At 63.3% G+C, this 26815-nt stretch carries 24 protein-coding genes and 1 pseudogene; 10 read left to right on the top strand and 15 right to left on the bottom strand.

All coding sequences use genetic code 11. From position 1 onward, the window contains the following. The first annotated feature begins 199 nt into the window (after window positions 1-199). Window positions 200-1900: a methyl-accepting chemotaxis protein gene (locus tag AC3A35_RS04210; RefSeq protein ID WP_487434626.1), complete on the top strand. Its 1701-nt coding sequence runs from the start codon at window positions 200-202 to the stop codon at window positions 1898-1900. A 532-nt stretch (window positions 1901-2432) separates the two neighbouring features. On the opposite strand, the gene AC3A35_RS04205 is transcribed toward AC3A35_RS04210, so the two are convergent. From AC3A35_RS04205 to AC3A35_RS04190, 4 genes are read right to left on the bottom strand one after another with little or no spacing between them, the layout of a single operon-like run. Further along, a complete protein-coding gene (locus AC3A35_RS04205; protein ID WP_487434625.1) occupies window positions 2433-4889 on the bottom strand; it encodes an efflux RND transporter permease subunit in 2457 nt (818 codons plus the stop codon). Between the two features lie 4 nt (window positions 4890-4893). Continuing rightward, window positions 4894-5988 (bottom strand): WD40/YVTN/BNR-like repeat-containing protein, encoded by a 1095-nt coding sequence (locus tag AC3A35_RS04200; RefSeq protein WP_487434624.1) that lies wholly within the window; start codon window positions 5986-5988, stop codon window positions 4894-4896. A 17-nt stretch (window positions 5989-6005) separates the two neighbouring features. Beyond that, a complete protein-coding gene (locus tag AC3A35_RS04195; RefSeq protein ID WP_487434623.1) occupies window positions 6006-7373 on the bottom strand; it encodes a DUF1329 domain-containing protein in 1368 nt (455 codons plus the stop codon). 40 nt (window positions 7374-7413) lie between these two features. Then, window positions 7414-9090 carry a DUF1302 domain-containing protein gene (locus AC3A35_RS04190; RefSeq protein ID WP_487434622.1) on the bottom strand — a complete coding sequence of 559 codons (1677 nt, stop codon included), beginning with the start codon at window positions 9088-9090 and terminating at the stop codon, window positions 7414-7416. Between the two features lie 322 nt (window positions 9091-9412). Here AC3A35_RS04190 and AC3A35_RS04185 point away from each other — a divergent pair, with 322 nt between their 5' ends. The 5 genes from AC3A35_RS04185 to AC3A35_RS04165 are packed head-to-tail and all read left to right on the top strand — an operon-like array spanning window position 9413 to window position 14952. Next, complete coding sequence (locus AC3A35_RS04185) at window positions 9413-11077, top strand: AMP-binding protein (protein WP_487434621.1); 1665 nt, start codon at window positions 9413-9415, stop codon at window positions 11075-11077. A gap of 57 nt (window positions 11078-11134) precedes the next feature. Continuing rightward, on the top strand, window positions 11135-12121 hold the full coding sequence (locus tag AC3A35_RS04180; RefSeq protein ID WP_487434620.1) for a quinone oxidoreductase family protein: 987 nt from the start codon (window positions 11135-11137) through the stop codon (window positions 12119-12121). A gap of 8 nt (window positions 12122-12129) precedes the next feature. Next, window positions 12130-13005: an alpha/beta fold hydrolase gene (locus AC3A35_RS04175; RefSeq protein WP_487434619.1), complete on the top strand. Its 876-nt coding sequence runs from the start codon at window positions 12130-12132 to the stop codon at window positions 13003-13005. A 19-nt stretch (window positions 13006-13024) separates the two neighbouring features. Continuing rightward, on the top strand, window positions 13025-14146 hold the full coding sequence (locus AC3A35_RS04170; protein ID WP_487434618.1) for a CaiB/BaiF CoA transferase family protein: 1122 nt from the start codon (window positions 13025-13027) through the stop codon (window positions 14144-14146). Window positions 14147-14196: 50 nt separating this feature from the next. Then, window positions 14197-14952 (top strand): nitroreductase family protein, encoded by a 756-nt coding sequence (locus AC3A35_RS04165; RefSeq protein ID WP_487434617.1) that lies wholly within the window; start codon window positions 14197-14199, stop codon window positions 14950-14952. Between the two features lie 47 nt (window positions 14953-14999). On the opposite strand, the gene AC3A35_RS04160 is transcribed toward AC3A35_RS04165, so the two are convergent. Next, a complete protein-coding gene (locus AC3A35_RS04160; protein ID WP_487434616.1) occupies window positions 15000-15779 on the bottom strand; it encodes an enoyl-CoA hydratase-related protein in 780 nt (259 codons plus the stop codon). Between the two features lie 195 nt (window positions 15780-15974). Here AC3A35_RS04160 and AC3A35_RS04155 point away from each other — a divergent pair, with 195 nt between their 5' ends. Together AC3A35_RS04155 and AC3A35_RS04150 are read left to right on the top strand one after the other, a co-directional pair. Further along, entirely contained in the window at window positions 15975-16709 is a 735-nt protein-coding gene (locus tag AC3A35_RS04155) for an SDR family NAD(P)-dependent oxidoreductase (RefSeq protein ID WP_487434615.1), read from the top strand. Window positions 16710-16840: 131 nt separating this feature from the next. Then, window positions 16841-17071 carry a nuclear transport factor 2 family protein gene (locus AC3A35_RS04150; protein ID WP_487434614.1) on the top strand — a complete coding sequence of 77 codons (231 nt, stop codon included), beginning with the start codon at window positions 16841-16843 and terminating at the stop codon, window positions 17069-17071. Here AC3A35_RS04150 and AC3A35_RS04145 read toward each other — a convergent pair. The 10 genes from AC3A35_RS04145 to AC3A35_RS04100 form a co-directional block, all read right to left on the bottom strand. Further along, window positions 17058-17873: an enoyl-CoA hydratase/isomerase family protein gene (locus tag AC3A35_RS04145; protein ID WP_487434613.1), complete on the bottom strand. Its 816-nt coding sequence runs from the start codon at window positions 17871-17873 to the stop codon at window positions 17058-17060. The genes AC3A35_RS04150 and AC3A35_RS04145 overlap by 14 nt on opposite strands. 47 nt (window positions 17874-17920) lie before the next feature. Continuing rightward, entirely contained in the window at window positions 17921-18385 is a 465-nt protein-coding gene (locus tag AC3A35_RS04140; protein ID WP_487434612.1) for a MaoC/PaaZ C-terminal domain-containing protein, read from the bottom strand. A gap of 34 nt (window positions 18386-18419) precedes the next feature. Beyond that, entirely contained in the window at window positions 18420-18818 is a 399-nt protein-coding gene (locus tag AC3A35_RS04135) for a Zn-ribbon domain-containing OB-fold protein (RefSeq protein ID WP_487434611.1), read from the bottom strand. Further along, a complete protein-coding gene (locus tag AC3A35_RS04130; protein WP_487434610.1) occupies window positions 18815-19987 on the bottom strand; it encodes a thiolase family protein in 1173 nt (390 codons plus the stop codon). Before AC3A35_RS04130 ends, AC3A35_RS04135 begins: the two co-directional genes overlap by 4 nt. Before the next feature lie 49 nt (window positions 19988-20036). Beyond that, window positions 20037-20354: a Rieske (2Fe-2S) protein gene (locus AC3A35_RS04125; RefSeq protein ID WP_487434609.1), complete on the bottom strand. Its 318-nt coding sequence runs from the start codon at window positions 20352-20354 to the stop codon at window positions 20037-20039. A 3-nt stretch (window positions 20355-20357) separates the two neighbouring features. Then, window positions 20358-21842 carry an aromatic ring-hydroxylating oxygenase subunit alpha gene (locus AC3A35_RS04120; protein WP_487434608.1) on the bottom strand — a complete coding sequence of 495 codons (1485 nt, stop codon included), beginning with the start codon at window positions 21840-21842 and terminating at the stop codon, window positions 20358-20360. 81 nt (window positions 21843-21923) lie between these two features. Next, window positions 21924-23294, bottom strand: coding sequence for a spinster family MFS transporter (locus AC3A35_RS04115; protein WP_487434607.1), 1371 nt, complete (start codon window positions 23292-23294; stop codon window positions 21924-21926). Window positions 23295-23403: 109 nt separating this feature from the next. Beyond that, window positions 23404-24549 carry an acyl-CoA dehydrogenase family protein gene (locus tag AC3A35_RS04110; RefSeq protein ID WP_487434606.1) on the bottom strand — a complete coding sequence of 382 codons (1146 nt, stop codon included), beginning with the start codon at window positions 24547-24549 and terminating at the stop codon, window positions 23404-23406. A 33-nt stretch (window positions 24550-24582) separates the two neighbouring features. Then, window positions 24583-25011: a hotdog family protein gene (locus tag AC3A35_RS04105; RefSeq protein ID WP_487434605.1), complete on the bottom strand. Its 429-nt coding sequence runs from the start codon at window positions 25009-25011 to the stop codon at window positions 24583-24585. Further along, a complete protein-coding gene (locus tag AC3A35_RS04100; RefSeq protein WP_487434604.1) occupies window positions 25011-25544 on the bottom strand; it encodes an FAS1-like dehydratase domain-containing protein in 534 nt (177 codons plus the stop codon). Before AC3A35_RS04100 ends, AC3A35_RS04105 begins: the two co-directional genes overlap by 1 nt. Window positions 25545-25706: 162 nt before the next feature. On the opposite strand from AC3A35_RS04100, the pseudogene AC3A35_RS04095 reads away from it, so the two are divergent. Next, window positions 25707-26008 (top strand): annotated as a pseudogene (locus AC3A35_RS04095) (transposase); the annotation flags it as partial. A 62-nt stretch (window positions 26009-26070) separates the two neighbouring features. Then, a complete protein-coding gene (locus AC3A35_RS04090) occupies window positions 26071-26370 on the top strand; it encodes a hypothetical protein (RefSeq protein ID WP_487434726.1) in 300 nt (99 codons plus the stop codon). Window positions 26371-26815: the final 445 nt, after the last annotated feature.

Here is a 26815-nt window from a genome sequence, read left to right as displayed (position 1 = left end):
TTGCAGTACTTCGAACACCACGAGACAACTCGCGCATGCAGCCGTCCGGGCCTCGGCCACCACCGCCAGCGGGCGGCCCGCTTCCACACCATACGAGTCGCGTCCCAGTCCGCCAGCGAAGCTGATCGTATTGCCAGCCGGACCGGCCCCGAATGACACGAATCCTGAACAACGCGAAATAGGTGCGCAAGGAAACGGAATGCAGAATCTGACAGTCAAGGTAAAACTGTATCTGGTCATCGCGTGTGCCGTTGTGACGCTCGTTCTCGTCGGCCTCTCCGGCTGGCTGGGCATACACAAGGTCGGAGGGGCGATGCATGACATCAGCGATGGAAGCGTGCCAGCGCTCATCGCGCTCGGCGCGCTGCGCGTAACGCAGCTTGATGCCACGCGGCTGATCCTCGAAGGGGCGGCATTCCAGCCGGACATCTACGAATCCGTGGCCGACACCGACGCCGGGTTGGCTGAAGTGTTGACCTTTTACAAAGAAATCACCAAGTCCCTGGAACAAGTCGATGTGGCCGCGACCCAGGCTTTTGCCCATTACGATGGGCTACCGAAGGGCGATGAGGAAGCCAGGCGCTGGGCCGAGGTCAAGGAATTGCACAAGGAACACGATGCCTTCGACAGCTTGCATCGTGAAATCCTTCAGACCCTGGCCCGATCCTCCGACTGGTCGGTCCTGCGCCACAACCTCGTCAACTTTCGGACGAGCTCGGACCGGTGGATAGTGGGCGCAGCCCTCTTCCGCGAACCGCTGGAAAGGCTGATCACGATGAACCGGGAAGCCGCGGAACATTCGCGCCTGGCAGGCGACCACGCGATCGACGGTGCTCGGAACGGAATTCTCGCGATCTCGATCCTGGCCGTGATCGCACTGTTCGCGATGAGCGGCATCATCGCAAGGAGCATCATCGGTGCACTCGGTCTGATGCGCGCCACGATCATCGAAGTGGCCAGCACCAACGACTTCACCAAGCGCAGCCCGGTGAAGGGCCGGGATGAAACCGCGGAAACCACGAGGGCCTTCAACGGGCTTCTCGACCGCCTTCAGGCATCCTTGAAGGACATGACGGCGAGCACCGAAGCCATCAGTCTCGCGTCGCAGCAGGCGATGTCCATTTCAGACCAGGTCGCGGGCGCAGCCGGCACGCAAAGCAACCTGGCCTCTTCGATGGCCGCGTCGGTCGAGCACATGACGACCGGTATCAGTCACATCTCGGTGAGCACCAAGGACGTCCTGGAACGGTCCCAGCGTGCCGGCCACGCTGCAAGCGCCGGGGCCGAGATCATCGAGAAGACCGCGCAGGAGATGGAGCTGCTGGCTACGCAGATCACCCGCACAGGGGAGAGGGTCAATGATCTCAGCAGGGAATCCGAAAAGATCTCACTGATCGTCGAGGTCATCACGGATGTTGCGGGTCAGACCAACCTGTTGGCCCTGAACGCGGCCATCGAGGCGGCGCGCGCAGGCGAACAGGGGCGTGGGTTCGCCGTCGTGGCGGACGAGGTTCGCAAACTGGCGGAACGCACCACGGCTTCGGCCCAGGAGATCGGGCGCATGATCCTGACCATGCAGGACTCGGTACGGAGCACGATCGCCGATGTCGAGAGCGTCGTAACTCGAGCGCAAAGCGGTCGCGCGCTCTCGGAGCAGGCGGCAAGACATGTTTCGGAGATCCGTAACAGCGCCAGATCGGTGAACAGCTCGGTGGAAGAAGTCTCGTCATCCTTGGCCGAGCAGGATGTCGCGGCACAGGACATTGCCTGCCGGGTGCACGCCGTCGCCCGGATGAGCGAAGAGACCTGTTCCATCGGGGCGAGCGCCGCCACGATCTCCAAGAATCTCGATCGTGCTTCGCAGACATTGCGCTCGTTGGTGGAACGCTTCAGGGTCTGAGCGGCGCCAACGCGATGGCGGGCCGCAGCAGCGGCCTAGCGTCCTTCAATGCTGAACACCAGCAAGGCGTTACCCGGCATATGCCCGCCAAAGGCATAGCCGGAGTTCACCACCACATGCCCATCGGTCACCAACGCGCCGGGCCCGCTCATCGACCCGCCTCGCGCCGTGACGCCATTGACCGCGGGACACTTACTGCCAGCGGCGCAGTACCGTTCGAATAGGGCCTTGCCCGGATGGGCGTTCCGATCGAAGGCGACGCTCCCCGTGGCATCCTCATCGACCAGGGCAGACGTAGCCCAGGCGCTACCCGACAACGTGCCCCAGACCGCTACTCACAGCCCGACCCACGCCGCGATACTGCACCCTATGCCTTGCCGCCGGTCCCACCACTTGCGCATCACCAACTCCTTTCTCGCCACGCGACGAACCAGCCTGGGCCTCGTTCACCAGGGACGGACAGCCATTGGGGCGTCATCGACGGAACACGTCCTCACCTGGAGTGCGTGCACGCTCCCGTCGCATGGCTCGTTCAGGCAGCCTGCCCCACCGAATCGGCGCTCGTCGAAAGGGACGGGCTCCCTGCGTGGCGCATCTTCACCTTGCGCAGCAGAAAATGGGACAGCGCCGGGATCAGCACCAGGGCGCCGATCATGTTCCAGAGGAACATGAAGGTCAGCATAATGCCCATGTCGGCCTGAAACTTGATCGGGGAAACCGCCCAGGTGACGACACCGGCCGCCAGGGTGATACCTACCAGTGCAACCACCTTGCCCGTGAAGTTCAGCGCGAACTCGTACGACTCTGCCAGCGAATGACCCATGCGCTGATACGCGAGTTGCACGCTGAGCAGGTACAGGGCGTAGTCAACCCCGATGCCGACGCCGAGGGCGATCACAGGCAAGGTGGCGACCTTGACTCCGATGCCCAGCAGCGCCATCAGCGCCTCGGCCATGACCGAGGTCAGCATCAGCGGCAGGATCGCAACCACCACCGCCCGCCAGCTTCGGAAGGTCACGAAGCACAGCAGGGCGACGGCGCCGTAAACCCAGAAAAGCATCGTGCGATTGGAGTTCTTCACCACCTCGTTGGTGGCCGCATCGATGCCTGCGTTGCCCGCGGCGAGCAGGAACTGCCGCTCCGGTGTCGAATGTGCGGCAGCAAAGGCAGACGCTTCCTGCACGACGCGCTCGAGCGTGTCCGCCTTGTGGTCGGACAGATAGGCCAACACCGGCATCAGCGAACAGTCGCTATTCGCCATTTCGGTATTCCATTGCTGGATCTGGTTGAGGCGGTCCCCCAGGATGCGGCTGCTGTGGGGCACGGTCATCATCTTCGGGTTGCCTTCAAACGCGCCCGCGGTGAACTGCTGAACGATATCGACCAGCGAGGAGGTCTGCTGCACACCGTCCACATGACGAAGCCGCCATGCGAGTCGGTCCATCTCGATCAAGGTCTCGAACGAACGACAACCATCAGTGGGCGTCTTCACCATCACGGCGAACACGTCGCTGGAGACCCCGTACTGCGCCGTGATGAAGGCGTTATCGCGGTTGTAGCGTGACTCGGCACGCAACTCCGGAGCGCCAGGATCGAGATCTCCTATCTTGACATCCAGACTCTTGACGAAGGCAGCCGCGGCCAGCATCGTCGCCACCGCCACCGCCGCCAAGGCATAGCGCCGTTCGGTGAAGCGCACCAGGAACCGGTTGGTGCGCTCGAGCGCACTTGTGCCTTTGTCGGCGACGTGCAGGCTGCGGGTCGCCGCACCCGGAGACACCCCGGCATAGGACAGCAGCACCGGCAACAACAGCAGGTTGGTGAATACCAGCACCGCAACGCCGATGCTCGCTGCCAGGGCAAGCTCCCGGATGATGGGAATATCGATGATCATCAATACGGCAAAGCCCACCGCATCGGCCAGCAATGCGGTCAGTCCGGCCAGGAACAGGCGGCGGAAGGTATAGCGCGCCGCGACCCAGCGGTGAGTCCCCCGGCCGATGTCCTGCATGATGCCGTTCATCTTCTGTGCGCCATGGCTCACGCCGATGGCGAACACGAGGAAGGGCACCAGGACGGAGAACGGGTCGATCACCTTGCCGAGGCTCGCCATGATGCCGAGTTGCCATACCACCGCGATGATCGAACAACCGAGTACGAGCAGGGTGCTGCGCGCGCAACGCGTGTAGATGTAGATGATGAGCGCGGCGGTGGCCACTGCCAGCGCAAAGAAGCTCATCACCTTCACCAAGCCCTCGATCAGCTCCCCGACCAGTTTCGCGAAGCCGATGACATGCACGCGATAACGCGGGTCCTGCTCCACCTCCGCCCGCACCTCCTCGAGCACGCGTGAGAAGCTGGCGTAATCCACCCGCTGACCGGTTTCGGCATCGCGCTCGAGCAGAGGCACGACGATCATGCTGGAGCGATGGTCGTTGGCAACCAGGGTGCCGACGAGGCCGGCACGTTCGATGTTGAGTCTGAGTTCGGCAATCGAGCCGACCGATCCATCGTACGATGCCGGCATGACCGTGCCGCCGGCAAAGCCCTCCTCGGTGACTTCCGTCCAGATCACCGAGGGCGACCACAAGGATTTCATCCAGGCACGATCGACGGCTGAGGTCAAGAAGATCCGCTGGTTCACCCTCTCCAGCGTTGCAAGATAGTCCTTGTCGTAGATGTCGCCCTCGGTGGACTCGACGGCGATCCGAACCGTGTTGCCCAGGCCACGCAGTTGATCGCGGTTCTCCAGGTAATTGCGTACGAAAGGATGGCTCTGCGGCAACATGCTCTCGAAGCTGGCGTTGACGTAGAGCAGACGCAGCTGGTAACCGAGCACTGCGGTGAGCGCAATGCACAGCAGCATGAACCACGCCCGGTAGTTGAAAACCAGGCGCTCGAGGAGGTTACCCGATGAGCGGTCGAAGAGCCGCGGATCCGAGATCACCTGCATGTCGGACTGTTGGGAATCGTCGTGTACGGAATGCATGCTGTTACCTCGGAGACCGCTCTGGATGGCCTGCGCCAGCGAATTCTTCTCTCACCCCAGCCGGCCCGACCACAACGAGGCTTCCGTTGGCCGCCTCAAGGATGCTGGTGGCCATCTCGCGTGTGGCAACAGGAAGGGGGGCGAAGGTCTCGCCCCCGTCCTTGCTCACGATCGCGTCTCCCGACTGCGCGACCAGTACGATCTCGCCGCTGGGGTTCAGGTCGCCGGCAACGATGCCGGCGCGCAGCCCGGTTTCGATCTGCTGCCAATGCGCGCCACGATCGGTCGACCGGTACAGGCTGCCCCGCATGCCGTAGGCCAGCACGGCCTGCGGCGTGACGATCAGCCCGAACAGCGAGCCGGCGTAGGGCGTGCGAACGTCTACGAAAGCGGACCGCGCCTCATCCCAGCGCCACACCATGCCGCGTTCACCAGCGAGGTAGAGTTCGTCTCCGGCCCCACGTACCGCATAGAAATGCAGTTCCTCCGGGTTGTCGGTCGCGTCGATCAGCGGTGTCCAGTGCTCGCCGCCGTCGTCGGTGCGGAAGATCCGGTTGAAGGTGCCGACGACGTAACCGGTCCTGGGGTCCTTGAACCAAACGTCCAGAAACGGCTGCGTCTCCTTTTCCTCCGCAAGCCGCCTGGCCTGCGCAAGCAGAGACTCGCGACGCTCAGGAGATAGGTTGACGGCCGAGGATTCGTAATGCGTCAGGGCTGCCTCGCCGAGCGTCCTGCCGTCGACCAGCTTCACCCACGTGGCACCCTGGTCGGCGCTGCGCAGCACGACGGCGCCGTGTCCGACCGCCCAGCCTTCGCGAACCGTGGGAAACGTCACGCCTGTGAGATCCGTACTCACCGGAACGGAGGCCTGATGCCAATGCAGCTTTGGCTTCGACGAGTCGGCATGAATCACGATTCCGCGCTGCCCCACTGCCACGATCCGATCGCCTGCACGGGTCATCGCGGTCAAGGCGGCCCTTGAGGCGAGTGCGCTCGATTCCGCTGGCAGACTCAGCGGGTCCTGGTAGGCAAATGCCGACAAGGCGCAATGACTACCCGCCAGGAACACCAGGCAATGCATCTTGCTGCGCATGGACATGCAGGCCTCCTCGATGCTCAGCGGATGCCGCCGCCGGAAAGTGCGCCAGATTGCCACTCCAGTTCAGGCAGCTTGGCGTTGATGTTCGCGCTTCCCTTGACGGGGGCGTAGGGCGACGGAAAGTTGTCCGTCAGCCATGCGCCCGTCTGAAGATCGAAATGCATCGTCGTCAAGCCCGACATGCCCAGTTCCGGATCGTTGTAGCCAGGGACGCCCGTCTGGATGGCGAAGCGGTAGATCTTCCCCGACATGTCATAGTTGTCGTACACGCCGACGTTGTAGGTGTCCTCATCCATGTAGAGAACACGCTTCGAGAAAATGTGCCGCTTGCCTTCCTTGAGCGTGCCCTCGACCACCCATACCCGATGCAATTCCCAGCGCACGCAGTCGGGGTTGGGGAAGTTCTTGCGGAAATACTTGTCCACCGAGCACTCTTCGCTGAAGAGCTTGAAGTTGTTGTACGGGATGAGCATTTCCTTCTTGCCTACGATCTTGAAGTCGAAGCGATCGGTCGGACCGTCGAATCCATAGAGCTGATCCATCCCCGCCGTGCCTCCCGACTGCGGGTGCGGCGTGTCGTAGGCAAGATCCGGCGACAGCTTGGTGCGCCGCTGGCCGGGCAGGTACTGCCAGACGCTGGTCGGCGAGTTGTCGATCTTGTAGTGCAGCAGGATCTTCTCGCCGGCGACCCGGGCAGGCTCCACGTAGTCGTAGCGGATGCGCTTGTGGATCTCCACATTGTTCCCGTTGTTACTGGCTGCGTAGTAGGGGTAGTCGAACCAGTAGTCATTCACCCCCATCACCAGAGTCCGACCGGAGGCATCGGTGAAGACGGTGGCCACACGTCCGCCCACGGTCGCCCCCTGGAAGGCGAGCTGGTGGTTCCAGATGAGTTGGGTACCGGTCTTGGAAATCGGGAAGGGCAAGCCGCCGACGCAGTTCTCGAGCCTCGGCCCCGCCTCCTTGCACTGGGTCGCGTTCTTCAGGGTATTGTCGATGACCCACTTCGGGTAGGTTGTGGTGCGATGACTCGGGTATACGTCGAGCCGGGCCTCGGGGTATTTCGCAAGGGCCGCCTTCACGCCTTCGCTGAGCTTGTCCGCATGCTGCGCCATGTTGGCCGCCGTCACCGAGTAGAGCGGCTTCTCATCAGCAAACGGATCGGTGAGGACACCCTTCTTCGCCGGGTCATACGACGCCGGCGGTTTCGTCACCCCCCCGGTGTACGCGGGAATGGTGCCGTCCTTGTTGCCGGCCTTCTCGGCCCCCCAGGGCGTCAACGTGTCGCCCAGTTGCTTGATTTCCTCGGGCTTGATATCGGCCGACGCCGCCCCTGCCCCCATGATGGCCAGCGCAACGGCTGCCAGCCTGAAAAGACGATTCATGATGTAGTCCCCTCTTCGTTATGCAATCCGCAGATCGCGCTCAGAACGTGGTCTTGATAGTCAGCGATACCCAATCCCGGTCCCAGTACTTTCCAAGGGAGGAATTGTTGTCGCTGAAGGCGCCCAGCTCATCGCGTGCATGCTTTGCAATGAAGCCGTTGTATTTGAGGGTGATCGCATACTGATTGAAGACGTCGGCCTTCAGGCCGACGCTCCAGGAACCCTGGCCTTCGTTGTCCCCGAAGATGACAGGGGAGTTTCCTTTCAGTCCGCGGTTGAACGACATGGGCATCGACACATCGACACCGTCCATCACCTGGAACCATTTCGGCTCGAAGAGCACGTTGAACCCAACCGCATAGTCGGTGGGGCATGCGTACTCTCGTGGCTGTACGCAGTTGTAGCCCACCCCGTTATAGTTGTGGGGGTTGTCCGTGACCTTCAGCAGCCGTGCATAGTTGATTTCCGTCGTCAATGCCGCAGAATCGAACACCGGATTCGCGCCGAAGTAGGCGATCGCGTTCAGCACGCCGGTGTAGACATTGCCGGTCGGCTTCCAGCTCGAATCCGGGGCGCCGTCCGCAACGAAGGTCACGAAGGGCGTCGCCGCCAGCACGGCATCGGGTCTGTAGGTCAGATCCGCGCCGAACGAGATCCCCCACAGCTGCTTCGCCAGACTGAAACCGATCAGTTTTTCGCGCTCTTCGGACGAAAAATCGATACCGAATCCGGCTGGGGTCGAAACGAGTTGTGGGAACTTGTTGGTGAACTCTCGATAGTAGAGACCCGCGGTCCCGTCGAGCCAGGCCGGATTCCAGCGCAGGGCGAGCCCCCAATCGCCACGCTTCTTGTCGGGCCGATCGCTGATCACGGTCGGCACCCCGAAGATCGTCCCCTTGCCCCCCAGCCCGAATCCATCTGCAGCGCCGAAGTAAGTGCCACCGTCCGGCAGTTCGGTCGGTTTCCAGTCGAAGAAATACTGACCGGCCAGGTTGACGCTCGGCGTCAGTTGTGTCGAGAACGAGAGTTGGTTGAGAGGCTTGAACACCTCCTTGGCCTCAACACCGGGATTCGCCAGAGCCTTGCGGAAGTCGAGCGGCCCCTGGTTGTACGCGACACCACCTACGGCCGAGAACAGCGACTCGCCCCAATAGATATTGTGCTTGCCCAGCTTGATGTTGATCGGCACCTCGCCGATATCCAGCTTGGTAAACAGGAAGGCGTCGAGGATTTCGCCCGACGGCCCGCGGTTCCAGCGTTTGGTGTAACCGGAGTACGACCCGCCCGTCTGCCCTGCGCCCATTCCGACGCCAGAGGCATCCAATGCCGGATCGCCCTTGACTCGGTCGGTATACGCCGCATCAAACCATGCCGCTCCGCTCACGCGAAAGCCGTGGTAGCGCTTATAGATGAAGTCGAATTCGGAAAGCAGGTCGAGCCGATTGGTGACGATATCGCCGGCGTTGGCGAACTTGCGGTCCGACTGATAGGCCGTGACATCGCCCCGTCCCGAACCGTCCCCGCAGATGTCGGGATCGCAATCCTCGGCGCGAATGCCGAGGTTGTAGCGAAAGGTGTTGTCCCATCGGATCTTCAGATCCGAACTGCCGGCATCGATATTGAATGACCACGCCGTTCCGGCCGATCCACACAGCGCAGTGACGCACAGTGCCGCCTGCAAGAGCGGCCCGTGAAGTCCAGACAAAGCTTTGCTCACCGTGAGTGTCTCCCTTATTTATTCATGAGGCGTTTCTGTATGCCATGCAGGGCGCTTCCGGATGTCCCGAAGCGGAGGGTAGTTCCCCCTGACAGTGAAACTTGTCTGCAACTGCCAGCGAATTTTCCACTCGACCTTCCGTGCCATTCCCTCACCTGAGACGGCACTCGTTCTTGACTGCAATGGCAAGTTTGGCGAAACCCCCTTCCGTTCCATCCGGTGCGATCCCTATAGTGCTTGACCGTCGGACAGGAACTTGCGCTGGGAACCGGCAAGCGCCATCGATTGCTCCGAACGATCCAACCTGCATCCGAGGGAACTGATGTCCATGATCGAAACTCCTCCCGCGCGATCCGATTCGGTGACCCCGACCGAGCGAACTTCCGCCTATCGGGGCGGGCCGCGCGACACCGTCGTTCACGCCCTCGCGCGGGCAGTGGAAAGAGATCCTGAGCAGGTCTTCGTCGACCTTGCCGGTACGAAGTACAGCTACGGGGAGATCGACCGGCTCTCCACTCGCTTCGCCCATTCCCTGGCCGCGCTCGGCGTACGGCAGGGTGACCGGGTCGTCTCCATTCTCGACACGTCCATCGACGTGTTCCTGACCTGGTTCGCGGCGAACAAGCTTGGTGCGATCTGGGTTCCGATCAATACCGCCTACCAGGGCGAATTCCTGCGCCATCAGATCGCGGATTCCGGCGCGAGCCTGGTCGTATGCGACGCCCACTATGTGGAGCGCGTCGCGGCGATTGCCGACGAACTCCCCGACGTGGCGCTCGTCCTGGCTCGCGGCCAGGGCCCGTTTCCCCATTGCCAGATCCCGCTCGAGCCCCTCGACGGGCACCGTGGAGAGGGCGAAACCCCGCTTCCCGCGATCGTGAAACCCGCCGACCTGGCCATGCTGATCTATACGTCAGGCACGACCGGGCCGTCCAAGGGCTGCATGATCAGCCACAACTGCCTGGGCATGTGGGGCCGTCAGCAGAACCGGGCCGTGCCGTTGACGGATGAGGACGTCAGCTGGACCTGCCTGCCCGTGTTCCACGCGGCCGCCCTCATCTCCGTGCTGGGTGTGCTCGTCGCCGGCCGGCGTTGTGCGATCTGGCCTCGCTTCTCGGTCTCCACCTTCTGGTCCGACATCGAGCAGGCGGGCGCCACCAAGGCCCAGTTGATGGCGTCGATCTTTTCCCTGGTGGCGAACGCGCCCGACACCGAGGCGATGAAGCGCTGCTACGGCAAGCTCGACATGATCTACGGCCAGCCCATCACGCCCGAGATTCGCGAGGTGTGGAAGCAGCGCTTCGGCGTGAAGGTCGTGTCCTCGTGGTCCTACGGCCAGACCGAGGGCGTGCGCCTGACGATGGTCGGCCCGGAAGAGACCGCGCCGGACGGCTGCGCCGGCCGCGTCGCCGACGAGTTCGAGCTGATGATCGTCGATTCCGACGACCAGCCGGTTCCGGACGGCCAGGTGGGCGAGATCGTGTTTCGCCCGCGCGAAGCCAACATCATGTTCGAAGGCTACTGGGGGCGCCCCGAAGAAACGATCAAGGCCTGGCGCAACCTCTGGATGCACACCGGCGACCTGGGACGCCTGGAGAACGGCTACCTGTACTTCGCCGATCGGGCGAAGGATTACCTGCGTAGCCGGGGCGAGAACATCTCCAGTTTCGAGCTCGAGCGCTGTTTCATCGCCCACCCGGACATCCTGGAAGTCGCCGTGCACGCGGTCGGCCGGCAAGACGCCGAAGACGAGATCAAGGTCACCATGGTGCTGCGCGAGGACGCGACCTTGTCCTACGAAGCGCTGTGCCCCTGGGCCATCGAACGCTTGCCCCATTTCGCGGTGCCGCGCTATTTCGAGTTCCGCGCCGAGCTCGTCAAGAACCCCACCGGCAAGGTCCTGAAGTACCGCCTGCGCGAGCAAGGCATCACCGCCGGCACCTGGGATCGGGTCGCCGCCGGCATCGAAGTACGCCGTCGCAAGTAGGCATTGCGACACCCACCCACCGCGACCGCCCCATTACCTCATAGAGGAATCCCGAAAATGAAAGCTTGGACCATCGCCGGCCAGACCGGCACCAACGACCTGAAACTCGTCGAAGCCGATATGCCGCGCATCAGCGGGAACGAAGTGCTGGTGCGCGTCACCGCGCCCGGCGTCGTGCCCTTCGATCAAGCCGTGATCAACAACGAGAACGAGGCCAATTTTCCGCCTGCGACACTGCCGCTCCAGCCGGGCAACCAAGGTGCCGGCGTCGTCGAGGATCCGGGCAATACCTCGTTCAAGAAGGGCGAGCGTGTGATGTTCGGCGCCTTCGTATACGGCTTCATGCGGCCCGGCAGTTGGGCCGAGTATGTCGCCGTCGATGCAGACCACCTCGGCCGCACTCCCCACTCGGTCCCCGACGGCGCGGCCGCCCAGGCCGCGGTCGCCTACCCCACTGCCTACATGGCGCTCAAGGAGGCCGGCATGGCCCCGGGCAAGACCGTGCTCGCGACCGGTATCGGCGGTTCGGTAGGCAATGCCGCATACCAACTCGCCAAGGCCATGGGGGCGAAGAAGGTGTTCTCCACGACAAGTTCCACGGCTAAGGCCAGATTGGCTGCCGAGGCTGGCTTCGACAACGTCATTGACATGTCCAGCGAGTCGTTGCAGGAAGGAATCCTGGCCCGCAATGACGGAGAAGGAGTGGACATTGTCATCGATTCGGTTGGCGGTCAGGTCATTGCCGAGGCGATCAAGTGCATGAAGCGCTACGGCAAGACGATCACGCTCGGGTTTGCCGCCGGTCGCAATTCGACCATTGCTTTGGCTGACCTGATCCTCGTTCGTGGCAGCATCCAGGGCTATGGCGTATACACGAGCTCGCCGGCCGAGTGGCGCGAGGCGTGGGACGTCCTCGGGCGTTTTGCCGACGAAGGCAAGGTCAAGGTTTTGTTCGACCGTAGCTTCCCGTTCGAGCAGGCTCCCGATGCGCTGCGCTACATGGCTACCCAACGCCCCTTCGGTGCGGTTGCCCTGCACTTCTAAGTCCCCTGATGCGCACGTTCAAGATCAAAGACGGCCTCACACTGGCAGCCGATGTCGGCGGAGATCCGGCCGGCGTCCCGGTCGTGCTGCTGCATGGCGGTGGGCAAACGCGCCATAGCTGGCAGAACGTATTCGACAGGCTCGTCGCCTCCGGGCATCACGTGGTCGCGCTCGACGCGCGCGGCCATGGCGACAGCGACTGGGATCCCGAGGGCGACTATTCCATTGACGCGCTGGTTTCCGATCTCCGGTCGGTCCTTGCGCAAACGCCTTCGCTGCCGATCCTGGTGGGCGCCTCCATGGGGGGCATGACCGCGCTCGCGGCGGTCGGCGAGGCCACCCACCCGATCGCGCGGGCACTGGTGCTCGTAGACATCACCCCCATGATCAACATCGAGGGCACCGAGCAGATTGCCGCCTTCATGCGTGCCAACGGCGACGGTTTCATAAGTGTCGAGGAAGCCGCAAACGCCGTAGCAAAGTACCTGCCTCATCGGCCGCGCCCAAGCAACACCGCGGGACTCTCGCGCAACCTGTGCAAACGGGAGGGACGTTTCTTCTGGCACTGGGATCCGCAGCTGATCTCCCCGCACGGCTACGACCGGCTGGCGGTGCAATCCCGGCTGGAGGCGGCGACGCGCCAGCTACGCGTACCCACCCTGCTGATTCGTGGCGATCAGAGCAATATCGTCGGTGACGAGCAGGTTGCTCATTTCCGTGCGCTCGCCCCATCGGCCGAGTACGTCAACGTCACCGGTGCCGGCCACATGGTCGCCGGCGACCGCAACGATGCATTCAACCAGGGCATCCTCGACTTCATCGCACGAGTGGGACGCAATCAGACGTCCTGGCACCAGACCGCCACGCAGCATTCAAGAAACTGACATTCAAGGATCTCCTCTTATGGCAAACGGACCTCTGCAAGGCCTCAAAGTAATCGAATTTGCCGGCATCGGCCCTGGGCCCTTCTGCGGCATGCTGCTCTCCGACATGGGGGCTGAAGTCATTCGCATCGAGCGCACTGCCCGCGGCGGCGGCCAGCTCGTGGAGATCGACGGTCGCGGCCGCCGGTCGGTTTCGGCCGACCTGAAAAGTCCCAGCGCCGTCGCCGCCTGCCTCGCATTGTGCGAGAAGGCGGACATCGTGATCGAAGGCTACCGCCCCGGCGTGATGGAACGCCTCGGTCTGGGCCCCGATACAATCCTCAAGCGCAACCCACGCATCATCTACGGACGCATGACCGGATGGGGCCAGCATGGCCCCTATGCCCAGCGCGCCGGCCACGACATCAACTACATCGCCATCTCCGGGGCGCTCGATGCGATCGGCACCGCGGACAAACCGGTACCCCCGCTCAATCTGGTCGGTGACTATGGTGGAGGCGCCATGATGCTCGCCGTCGGTCTGCTGGCCGGCGTGCTGAGTGCACGCACTACCGGGCAGGGCCAGGTGGTCGACGCCTCGATCAGCGACGGCACCTGCTACCTGACCGCGATCTTCTACAGACTGCGTGCCCTTGGCCAATGGAAGGAAGGACGCGCTGCCAATCTGCTCGACGGTGGCGCCCCCTTCTACGACACCTACCGCTGTGCCGATGGCAAGTTTGTCGCGGTCGGTGCGATCGAGCCGCAGTTCTACGCGCTGCTGCTCGAGAAAACCGGCCTTGCCGGCAGGCTCACGCAGAAGCAGATGGACCGCGATGCCTGGCCCGTGATGAAGGCCGTGTTTGCGGAAGTCTTCGCGAGCAAGACCCGGGATCAATGGGTCGAGATCATGGGGGACGCCGATACCTGCTTCGCCCCTGTACTGACGGCCGAGGAGGCCGCCCAGGACCCACACAACGTCGCCCGGTCTACGTTTGTCGAGATCGACGGCGTGCGCCAGCCCGCGCCGGCACCACGCTTTTCGCGTACGCCCAGCGCGATCCAGGCTTCGACCAGGGGTGCCGCATCCCGTGACGCCTTGCTGGGCTGGGGTCTGGCTGCCGAGTATGTGGATGATCTGGTCGGCACCATGAGCGCGTGAACACCATTGACGCGTCGGAACGCCGGCTCGAAACTCAAGGAGAAATGCATATGTCACAAAATCCGCGTGCGGCCATGCAGGACCCGCACGGTCCCGAGGGCACCTGGCCCGAGGATTCCGTAGCGCTCGGCCGGCTCCTCGCCCAGCGCTTCAGCTGCCGTGCCTACCGGCCTGATCCGGTTCCTCGCCACGTGATCGAACGCATGTTGGGGCTTGCGCAGCTATCGCCCTCCTGGTGCAACTCGCAGCCATGGCAGGTCATCGTGACCGAAGGCAAGGGCACTGAGCGTCTGCGCGAAGCACTCTTCGCCCATGCGCAGGCCGATGCCATCGCCAACAAGGGCGTACCCAATCTGCAGCCCGACTTCCCCTTCCCCGCCGCCTATCGCGGGGTCTACAAGGAGCGCCAGCGCGAGGTCGGCTGGCAACTCTATGAGAGCGTCGGCATTGCCTATGGTGACCGCAGCGCCTCGGCATCACAGGCGATGAAGAACTTCCGGCTATTCGACGCGCCACACATGTTGCTGATCACTTCCGAGCGCGATCTCGGCACCTATGGCGCAATCGATTGCGGTGTTTTTCTCTCCAGCTTGCTGCTGGCCGCCCAGAGCCTGGGCATCGCGAGCATCCCGCAGGCGGCCCTGGCGACCTACGCGCCTTTCATGCACGCACACTTCGACATCCCGGACAGCCGCATGATCGTCGCAGGTGTTTCGTTCGGTTATGCCGACGAGCAGCACCCGGCCAACGCGTTCCGATCCAGGCGCGCGCCGCTTGGCGACGTCGTGCGCTGGGTCATCGAGTAGGCGCTCGAATCACGCGAACCACAAAGGGGGCTCGGCCCCCTTGTTCTTTACTGTCCCGTGAATACCGGCGGCCGCTTCTGCTTGAAGGCTGCAACCCCCTCGGCGAAATCCTTCGTCCTGCCGGCCAGACGTTGGTGACGCCCCTCCGCCGCCAGTGCTTCGGTCAACGAGTGATCCAACGCGAAGCGGATGCCATGCCGGATCAATGCATAGGCCTGTGTCGGCCCCGCGGCCATCCTGCGCGCGAGCTCGGACGACTCGGCCGCCAGCGCATCGTCGTCCACCACCTTGTAGAGCATGCCCCAGTCCTCAGCGCGCTCGGCCGGAATGCGCTCGCCCAGCATCATCATTGCCTGAGCACGCGCGCGGCCGATCAACCGCGGCAGCAGCCAGCTGCTGCCGACGTCCGGCACCAGACCGATGTTGACGAAGGCCTGCAGAAAGTAGGCCGAACGTGCCGCCAGGACGATATCGCCGGCCAGTGCCAATGCGCAGCCGGCACCCACGGCGGGCCCGTTGACCGCCGTGATGACCGGCACCGGCAGGGCGAAGAGCCGTTCGAGGATGGGGTTGTAGTACTGCTCCACCTTGACGCCGAGATCCCCGCTGCCGTCGCCCGCGCCCAGGTCCGCTCCTGACGAGAAGGCACGCCCGGCGCCGGTCAGCAGCAACACGCGCGCGCTGCCGCCATCGCGCACCTCGTCCAGTGCCCTGATGATCTCCTTCAGCGTCTGGGTGCGCATGGCGTTCAGCGCCTGAGGCCGGTTCAAGGTCAGCGTCACGACGCCCTCTACCTCGTTCAGGGTGATGTCTTCGTATTCGTTCATGGGGCTCTCCGGAAATATGGCGCAGATATGCGCTGCCTCAATATGTTGGCGGGCACCCCCGCAGCAGCTGGTTCCGCACAGCACTGGGACTTGCCCCTCCACGCAGGCACGCCCTGCCGGCACCGCCGACCTCCTAGAATCGGTCACAGTAGCGGACAAGTGAGGAAGCGGATGAATACACGCAATAGAGAACTCGTGGAAGACTTGCGGCTCGATGGAAGAACCGCGCTCGTCGTCGGCGGATCGAGCGGTATCGGCAACGGCATCGCACAGCGTTTCCGCCAGCAGGGCGCACAGGTCCATGTCTGCGGCACGCGCCCAAGCGCGTCGGATTATGCGGGCGAGGACGGCTCCGACCTCTCTGGCCTCGCCTACACGCAACTGGACGTCAGCGATGCGACCGCGGTCGATGCCTGGCAGCCGTCGTTCGAACAACTCGACATCCTCGTACTCGCACAGGGCGCTGTGGTGTACCGGCGCAAGGAATTCGAGATCGAGACGTTCCGCCACGTGGTGAACGTCAATCTCGTCAGCGTCATGCACCTGGCGACGCGCTTCTACCCAATGATCAAGGCGCGCGAGGGCTCGATCGTGATCATCGGCTCGATCGGCGCCTTCAAGTCGGTCGTCGGCAATCCAGCCTACGCGGCCTCGAAGGCGGGCGTGTTCGGCCTCACCCGCACGCTCGGCGACGCATGGGGCCGCGAGGGCGTGCGCGTCAACGGCATCGCGCCTGGCATGATCGCGACGAAGATGACGAAGGTGACGACCGAGCATCCCGACCGCCTGCAGGCGGCGCTGGACACGATCTCCCTCGGCCGGCTCGGACTGCCGGAGGACGTGGCCAACATGGCGCTGTTCCTCGTCTCGCCGCTGGCCGGCTATGTGACCGGCCAGACCATGATCGTGGATGGCGGCCGCAGCCTCTAGCTGGCACGTGAGACCCCGGTTCTGCCGGGAGGCCGCCATGCGAGGCCGCGCCGCCCCCCTCCCCACCGCGTCGAGCGGGTCACAAACCAAAACCCCCGGCGCCGCCAGGGAGTGATTATCCGAGGACCGCCATGAATCCGATCGACGTGCTGCGCTGGACAGAGGAAATCCGAGAGCTGAAGGCGCGCTACTTTCGCCTGATGGACACCAAACGCTGGGGCGACTACGCCAAGCTGTTCCTCGACGACTCGGTGTTCGACGTCAGTGAGGCCTTCAACGATCCGGGCGGGGTCGACGGCAGCAGTCTCGAGGCCGCGGTACACGAGCCGATCATCGGCCACCTTCGCGCTACCGGCCCGTGAACCGGGCCGCGCGCTTTTCGGTGAATGCGGCCGTGGCTTCCTTGTAGTCCTCGGTCATCGAGGCAAGAATCTGCGATCGGTTCTCCAGCTCGATGGCAGCATCGAAGCTGGCGGCATCCAGGTTCTCCCACATGACGCGCTTGGTATGTCGCGTCGCAAACGGGCTGTTGGCGAGCACGCCCCGGGTCCACTGCTCCGCCGCGGGAAGCAGGTCGGCATCGTCCACCAGCCTTGCCGCCAGGCCGATGCGCTCGGCTTCCTCCGCCTCGACCGGCCGCCCGCTCAACAGGATCTCGAAGGCGCGGGACGCACCGATGAGCCGTGGCAGCAAATAGCTGATGCCACTTTCACCGGCAGTGAGGCCCAATCTGACCGCGCCGACGAGGAAACGCGCCGAGCGCGCGATGATCCGCACATCGGCCGAGAGCGCGATCGCCATGCCGGCACCCACGCAGGGGCCGTTCACCGCCGCGACCACGACCTGGGGCAAGGCACGGATACGTTGGCTCATGCCGGCGAACTGTTCCTGCCACTGCATGCGCTCGACCAGACCACTCGGCGCGTGACGATTGCGCTCGTCGGCCGCGGCCACATCCTGACCCGAGCAGAACCCTCGCCCGGCGCCGGTGAGGATCAGCGCGCGGCACTCCCGGTCCTCGGCCAGGCCATCGAGCACGCGATTGAAATCCGCCACCATCTCCCGCGTGAAGGCGTTCAAACGCGAGGGCCGGTTTAGCCGCAAGACGCGGATCTGGGGGCCGAGTTGCTCCAGGACCAGGGCTTCACCCTCTGTGCTGGTCATCGAACGGCGCTCCTGCCGATCGGCGGTAAGGTGCCGGCGGCACGCCCTCAGTCATTCCCGAACACGCCGGTGATGCGCAGCAGGGTCGCAACCCGTCCGTCGGCCTTCTTCACCGTGAGGCACATCGTCATCAAGCCGAGCTCAGGCTTGGACGCCGAGGCGCGGACCATCTCGATCTCCATCTCGCAGCGTAGCGGCTCGTCGGCGTAGATCGGGGTTTCCCATCTGATCTGGTCGACACCCGCACCGGCCAGACCCCGAACCTTCGTGCTCTTCCAGAAGTCGGCAATGAGATTCTGCAGGATCAGGGCGCTGAGCCATCCGCTCGCCGACATGCGCTCGAACAGGGGATGCGCCCGTGCGGCCTCGTCATCCAGATGAAAGGGTTGCGCATCGTACTTCGACGCGAACTCGATCATCTCCTCGCGCGTCAGCACGCGCTGGCCGAGGTCGAAACGGTCGCCGACCTTGAGGTCGCGGAAACGAAGATTGCGGACGTCGTGCAGGGACACGGTGAACTCCTGAAGTGGAAGGTGAAGGGGCCGCTCAGGCGGGCCTGAACTGCGGCAACTGCAGATCGCCGCGCGCCTCGAAAGTGACTTGCACCCGCATGCCGATCGTCACCGTAGCGGGGTCGCAATCGACCACGTTGCTCATCATGACCGGCCCCTCGTCCAGCTCGATCAGCGCGAGCACGTAGGGGACGCGTGCGGCCACCGATTCGTAGGGGGCCATATGCACGACCGACATGGCCGCGACCTTTCCACGTCCGCTGGCAGCCTCCCAGCCCAGGTCGGCCGACCAGCACGTCGGACACCAGTCGCTGACGAAGCGAAAGCGGGTGCCGCAGGAATGGCAGGTGCGAATCCGCAATTCGCCGACGGCGGTGCCATCCCAGAACGGCTGGTTCACCGGCGTGACTTCGGGTATCGGGCCCCCGTTCATCGCGAACGCCCCAGGATCAGGCTTGCATGTTCGTACATCATTCCTCCGTAGCAATGGACAAACGCCGCCGCGGCGCGCTCCAGCTGGTTCGCACCGGCCTGGCCCATCACCTGCCGCGCCGCTTCGACGATGAGCGACATGCCCGAGGCTTCGCCGGTGTGACCGAAAGAGAGCAGACCGCCATTGGTGTTGACCGGCAGACTCCCACCGGGATCGATCGCCCCACTCTGGACGAAGGCGCCGGACTCCCCCGGTTTGCAGAAGCCCAGGTTCTCGAGCAGGATCAGCGGCGTGGCCGAGAAGGCGTCGTAGAGCATCGCCATCTCGATGTCGCCGCGCGACAGCCCGGCGCGCCGAAACGCGTCATCGCCAGTGCGCGTGGCAACGGTGTGAATCAGGCGGTCGCCGGCCGAGCTCAGCGATCCGTGGCTGTGCGCCTCGCCGTAGCCGAGCACGTAGGCGGGCTGCTCGGTGAGCCGACGCGCCTTCTCGTCGGTCGTGACGAGCACCGCGCCGCCGCCATCGCAGGGCACCGAGCAGTCGAGGTAATGGAAAGGCGACGCGATCATTCGCGAGCTCAGCACGTCTTCGACCGTGATCGGCCCTTTGGCATGCATCACGGCCCGCGGATTGCGCAGCGCCCACTGCCGCGCCGAGACCGCCACCCGCGCCAGATCGACCGGTGTAGCGCCCCGCTCCGCCATGAAGCGGGACGCGACCAGCGCATAGAGTGCGGGGATGAATGGACCATAGCCGATCTCGAAGTCGGGCTCGCTGATCATGCGCGCCATCACCTCGGCGCCCCCTGATGTCGGCTTGGTGAACTTGCCGGTACCAATGCACAGGATGCAGTCGGCGAGACCATCACGGATCGCAGAGGCCGCGCGGCCAACCATGATTGCGAAGCTGGCACCGCCGGCGTTCAGCGTTTCGGCGAAACCAGGCACCAACCCGAGCTCGGCCCCCAGCTTCTCATGCGTGTAGATATCGATGGCCCCAACGCCCTGCCCCGACGGCACGGCAAGGAGACCGTTCACATCACTCGGCTGCAACCCCCAGTCGCGCAAAGCTGCGATCGCGACCTGGCGATAGAGGTTGTGGGGGCTTACATCCGGGAAGCGCGCGGGCGGTAATTCGTAGCTGGCTGCAATGGCAACGCCAGATGACATCTTCAAATCTCCTCAATGGGCCGCAGCAATTTTGCCGAGGGCGCTGTGGCTAGGGCACGTCCACTTGAATCTGGCCGCCCTCTTCGCGCACGGGAAAAGTCTGCAACGACGCATAATTCAGCCGGCCGGACAGACATTCGCCGGTAGAGAGCCGGAACTTCGCCCCGTGCAGCGGACACGCGACCACGCCGTCGCACACCTTCCCGCCGTCCAGGCGGGAACCGGCATGGGTGCACCGGTTGCTGACGGCGTACAGCCGTCCGCCCGAACGACAGACGAAGACGGCCTGACCGCGGATCTCCACGGCCACACCTTCGCCTTCCGCGATGGAGGCAATGACCAGTGAAGGAACGTCGCTCATGTCCATCGCTCAGTCCCGCTTACGCGCCGCGCGCTTTGGCTTGACGGCCTTGACCGCTGCTGCGGCAACCTCGTCCGTATCGAGACCGAGCAGGCGGTCGTACACCTCGTGGAAGTGGCGGATCTTGGCCTCGTGATTGTTGGCGAGCGTCATGTACGCCGTCCCCGGCGCCGCCGCCTTGAAGCCCTGCTGAACGGCCAACATGTTGGCCAGGTCCTGGTCGATGATGTGCCCCGTTGCACCCAGCTCCGGGCGGTCCGAGCCCTTCTCGTCGAAATCGAGCTCGATCGGCTCGGGCACCGGCGGCCGCTCCCCGTTGGCGGGGATGGGCAGCAGGATGCGGATCTCCATCATCGAGTGATCGGGGTTGTCGCCGATCGGGGTGAAGTTGTACCACCAAGGCAGTCCTTCGCCCCACCACGGATGATGGTTGGGGAACATGAAGTACTTCGCCATATCGACGAAATAGCTGATCGGCTCGCGCGAATAGTCGCGGCCGGTCTGCTCTTCCAGTACCGCACGCTTCGCCTCCGCGGCATAACGGCGGGCATCGACCGGCGTCAGCCCCCGCCCCTCGGGCGGCAGCGGCAGTTCCTGGGCGTGGCAATAGAGCATCAGGCCTTCGCGCGGCGTCACCCGATCCGCGATGTAAACATCGGTCGTCATGCCCGGCGTGCACAGCCGGCTGACGAAACCCTTTCCAGCACTCCAGACGTCCACCTGGGTAGAGGCCGAGCCAAACATCGGCATGCCGTCGGCATGGGTTTCGACGACATGGTAGCCCTCCATGAACGCCTCCTGCGCGGCCTTCCAGTTGCAGCGCACCTTGATCAGGATTCGCATCGCGGTGTAGCGCTCCTCGATCGGGTAGTTCTTGTAGTGGTGCACGAGAATCCCCAGCGATTCCTTGAGCGGTGCCGCGTTCGGATCCGGGTTGATGAATACGTTACCGCCCCAGGTGGCCACCTTAACCTCCACGAGGCTATTGTGCTGCGCATCCACATGGGGAAATTCCTGTGCCAGGGGAATCCACTCGAGCTTTCCCTTGAGGTCGTACACCCAGCCATGGAAGGGGCACCGGATGTCCTTGCCGCTGGACTTGGTCCTGCCGCTGCAGAGCTTGCGGGCGCGGTGCCGACAGCTGTTGTAGAACGCCTTGATCTTGGTCGGACTGGTACGCACGACAATGAAGGAGTTATTGGCAACGTCGTAGCTCACGCGGTCGCCAACGTTGGGAATGTCTTCCTCACGGCACGCGACTTGCCACTGCTTGTTCCAGATGTGCTCGACTTCCAGCGGCACATACTTCGGATCGATATAGCGGTCGAAGGAGATCAGCCGCGGTTCAGGCTGGTAGTCGCCGCGTTTCTGGAGCGGAACGGCACGCTCCTGCTCGTCGGCGTCGAGAATGGAGTCGAGCGTCGGCGGATCGACGACCACACTGCCCGATTCGGCCTTGCCGTAATCCTTCCAATAGGATGGTTGAGCTTCCATGCTTGCCTCCAGTCGTTGAGTAAAATTGCCTTGTAGGCTTCTTGGTTATCATCGAGATCCAAAGCCGACGTGAACGTTGTATCAGCGGGATGGCTGGTGGACAGGTCTCTCTTCGTATCCGAACTTGTCTTCATCTGCAGTCATTGGCTGCAAAGGCCGGAGCGACGGTGCGGCGTCTCCCAATCGCCTGCCGGCGAGCCAGAAGTGCAGCGCCGCCCAGGCCAACAACGTGCTGACGAGAATCAGTGCGACAGTGATGCCGTGTGCCGAGGCGGCGCGGCACCCTGCTTCCACGCCGGCGGCCGGCGACCGGCAAGAAATGGCGTAGTGGGCCGGCGAGGCGGCGAACCGGAGCGCCGCCGCGCGATCGCTGACCATGCCGACCAGCACGGGCCCCAGCCCCAGTCCCACGAGATTGATGATCAGGAACAGCACGGATGAAGCGGTCGCCCTCATCCGGGCACCGACCATTGCGTGCACCTGGGCGAAAGTAGGCGCAATGTAGGTGTAGATGCCTGCGGTACCCGCCATCAGCAAGACGGTCGCGAGCCACAGCGCGTCCACCGCGAACCCGGCGATGAAGCATGGCGTGGCCAGCAATACCATCGTGGCCGGCATCCACGCGTAGACACGCTGGTCACGCTGTCCATAGCGATCGGCGGCGAAACCCCCGAACAAGGTGCCGACGCCGGCCGCCGCGCCGTTGATCAGCCCGGCGATCCATCCCACTTCGCCGAGGTCGATCCCGTGCACACGAATCAGGAAGACCGGCAGGAACCCCGCCACGCTGTAACCGACCAGCACCACCAGGGTCGCACCCACAGCCAACTGCCGAAAGACTGCATTGTTCAGCAGCACGCGCAACACGGCGACCGTGCTCGGCGGCGAAGTCTCCGCAACCTGCTCATCGAAACGGCCACGCGGCACGCGGGGGACCAACAACAGGACCGGCAGCAGCACGATGCCCGCCGCGCCGAGGATGACGAACGTGGTACGCCAGTCCCACTGGTGCGCGAGCCAACCGGCCAGCGCAGCACCGAGGAAGGCCCCCACGGGCACGCCGAAGGTATACACCGACAGCGCACGGGCACGGCGCGCGGGAGGAAACAGATCGGCGATCAGGGAATGGGAGGCCGGGTTACCGCCAGCCTCCCCCACGCTGACCCCGATCCGGGCAAGCAGCAAATGCACATAGTTTTGCGCAAGCCCGCAAGACACGGTCATCAGCGACCAGGCAGCGAGCGAGGCTGCGATAATCGCCGGGCGATTGTAGCGCTCGGCCAAGCGGGCAATCGGGAGGCTCGCCAGCGCATAGAGGATTGCGAATGCCGGCCCCCCCAACATCCCGAGTTCGCCGTCCGACAGCCCGAACTCGCGCTTGATCGGCTCCTGCAGCACGCCAAGCGCGGTGCGATCTATGTAGCTCAGCATGTAGGTGAGCAGCAACGCCACCAAGGCCGCATTGGCGCGTGCCGAGGTGACATCTCCCGAGCGCGGCGCGTCACCTCCGGAGTTCGAACCAACATGCATCACTGTTCCACCCCAGCAATACCTCGCCGCATCAGTACGACTTCGGCAAACCCAGGGCCTTTTCGGCGATGAAGCTGAGCACGACCTGGTTGTTCACCGGCGCCACAGTGTTGTTCTGCGCCGCAATGTAGAAGGGCAGAATGTCCTGGCTCACGTCGACACCGGCACCGCCAAAGGTCGTCATTGCGATCTCAGCCGCCATCTTGAAGGCCTCCGACGACAGGATCTTGAGCATGTTGACGTCCAGCCCCACCGGCTCGCCGCGATCATGCTTGTCGCAAGCCTGGTACATCATCAGGCGCGCCGATTCGACATAGGTCTTGGCACGTGCCATCGGATGTGCGATCGACTGATAGGCGCCGATCGGCGTACCGAAAGGCGCGCGCATCTTGGCGTACTCCGCCGCGCGGTTGAGAACGTAGTCTGCTTGACCGAGGTTCATGGCAGCCACCAGAAGACGCTCCGAGTTGAGCGACTCGAAGAGGATGCTCAACCCTTTCCCCTCTTCACCGACCAGCGACTCGGCAGGCAGCACCACATTGTCGAAGAAGGTCTGGTATTGCTTCTCCGGCAGATACATGCCGATATTCATCGGAGTAGCGGAAATTCCAGGCAACTTCGTATCGACGATGAACAGCGAAATGCCATGCGTACGATTGGCAGCATCCATCGGTGCAGTACGGGCAACGAGCAGGCAATGGGCGGACTCGAGAAACGCTGTCTGGTAGGTCTTGCCACCATTGAGCAGGAACGTGCCGTCGGGCTGGCGGATCGCAGCGGTCTTGATCCTGAACGTATTGGTCCCGGAATCGGGCTCGGTGATACCGAAGCTGAAGAACTCCTCACCGGTTGCCGTGGGTGGCAGGTAGCGCTGCTTCTGGGCTTCGCTCGCATGATGCAGGAGAGGTTCCCGCGACATGAAGTTCGTTATCGCGATGGGCAGCAGAAGCGCCTCCCGATGCAGCAGGTCAATCGCATAGACGATATCCTTCAACGATCCGCCCGACCCACCATATTCTTCCGGCATTCCCATCGAGAGCAGGCCAGTATCGACCCACATATCCCACAATTTCTGCGGAAACTCGTTCTTCCGGCCGCATTCAGCAACATAGGCCCGGTCTACGCGCTTGATGATCGCGTCGCAGATCTCCCGAACTGCACCTTGAGTTTCAGACATGACACACTCCTCTCTTAGTTCAAATACCCGGAATCAATTGACGAGCAAAGGCAACAGCAACGTGGTCTCTACATCGCAGACCGATGCAGCCTGAGTACGCAACTTGATGGCAAGCTCCACACGACGACGATCCCCTTCGATCGCCGCTTCGACGACGCGCCCTGACCCGACAAGCACATCACCGGGATACACCGACGCCTTCATGACCATCTTGCGACGCGCAATGAACGCGGCCGGACCAGCCCAATCCGTGGCAACCCGGTCGGCAAAGCCCTGCAGAGCGATCGTGTTCAGATAGATCGACTTCTGCCCCTGCATTTGTGCGTAGTAAGGGTCGCAGTGCCCGGGAAACAGATCCCAGGTCGCCAGGGGCGTCATCACCACCTTTTCATAGGTCACGCTCAACTCAACCTGCGGAAGCTCAAGCCCGACGACGATTTCATTCTCAATGTCCAGGCTCATCACGCGCTCCTCGCCTCAAAGCGAAACTGGATATTCGTACTGGTTGCCACTTTCTCGCCCGACTCGTTCTGATAGGTTGCGACCGTCGTAACGAAATAGCCGGACCCGAGCCGCGTCTCCTTCAACTCGGAAATCTCGGTTGCAACGTCCCAGAAATTCAGGGTTTCACCCACATAGATCGGCCGGTGATAGACAATCTCGGTAGACACATTGACGAGGCTACCGCCGGGCAAGGGCAGCTTCAGCAGCATGAAATCGAGCTCGACATCACGGTCGGGCATCCACGGCAACGGCAGCGTCCAAGTCTGCAGCATCGCAGGCGGCGCCACCGGCCGCCCCCAGATTCGAGTGGAGGCAACGGCATCCCAGTACGACGGATTGCCATCCTCAACCAACGCGCAGAACTGAGCGATGCGAACCTCACTGACTGGGTGGGTTCCAAAATTCACGGGCGACCTCTGACCCAGCATCGCCCTCCCTTCTTCATAGGTGCCGGTTGCCGGCGCCAGCCGGTCACGCTTGATTTGGTCCATATGCATTCCAACGCACGATGTGTCTGGACAAGTCTGGGGCATTGCCGGAGATCTGCGTTGTCTGGCCTTGCACCGCCATTTGTCCAGCCAACTCGGACACCACGGAAGCGCTGATCTATTCAGAGCCGGTAAAATGCCGAAGTGATAAATGGAGCCGCTACCATGAAGCAAACGACCTTCGTCTTGCTGGCTTTCGACAGGAAGAAGAAACAGACTCGCCGGGAACGCTTCCGCTCCGCGATGGAGGCGGTCGTGCCACGGGCAGCGCTGCTGGCGGTGACCGAGCCGCATTGCTCCAAAGCTGGCCGGCAGGGACGTCCGCCGATGCTGCTGGCGACGATGCTGCGGATCTACTTCAGGCAGCAGTGGTACGCGCTGTCGGATCCGTCGATGGAAGACACGCTGTACGAGATTCGATGCGCCGCTTTGCCTGCCTTGACCCGACCGACGACGCAATATCGGACTGACCAGTCTTTATCTGGCGAGGCGAGACTTGTGAGTTGATGGGCAAAATCCGCGCTCGAACATCGTCCGCAAACCGATGGCATTGCTGCTGCTCACCCGCGGCGCCACGGCCCCCCCATCTGCCAGTCGAAATCGCGGGATCTTCGCCTCCACATCCGTCGTGCCTATATCCGGGGGCGCGGTGGCCCGAGCGCTCATGATCGCCGGCGCCATGATCAAGCCCTGCGCGGTAGTCATCGACGTGGGGATCAACCGCCCACCCGAAGGCAAGCTGTGCGGTGGTGCGGTTTACGATTCCTATGCCCAGGTCGCCGCGAACAACACCCCGGAGCCCGGCAGCATCGGTCCGATGAACTCTTGATTGACTGACCGGCAGCGATGTGGCGGTTTGAGCCGGGCGTCAGGCCGCCCCAGCCATCTCGCTTCTCGTGCGGTGGATGGCCCACCACGACCTGAAGCGGACTAGCACTCATCGGCCGCGCTCGCGCGGCTGCCGACTGGTGAGCGCCACGCGCCTACACCGCGCAGAAGCCGCCAGGAGCCCTGCCCCTCCCCGCGGCACATCAACCCCACGTTCGAGACCTGCGTGTTGAGCTTCCTTGACCCATAAAGTGAAAAACACCTTCACCAGGCTCCGCACCGCCGGTGCCGATTATTCCGAGCACCCCGCGCTCAGCACGCTGAGCCTGTAGTCGATCGGCATCTTTCCGCCATTCGCCTAGGCCACTAACCTTCAAGCACTGCGGCGCCCTTCCGGGCAACGCAGCGAGCGCCCCGCCGGAAAGAAGGGAGGTAAAGAGAAATGG

The sequence above is a fragment of the Azoarcus sp. Soil_N_20 genome, from assembly GCF_057656155.1.
This window is presented reverse-complemented; position numbering and strand designations above follow the sequence as displayed.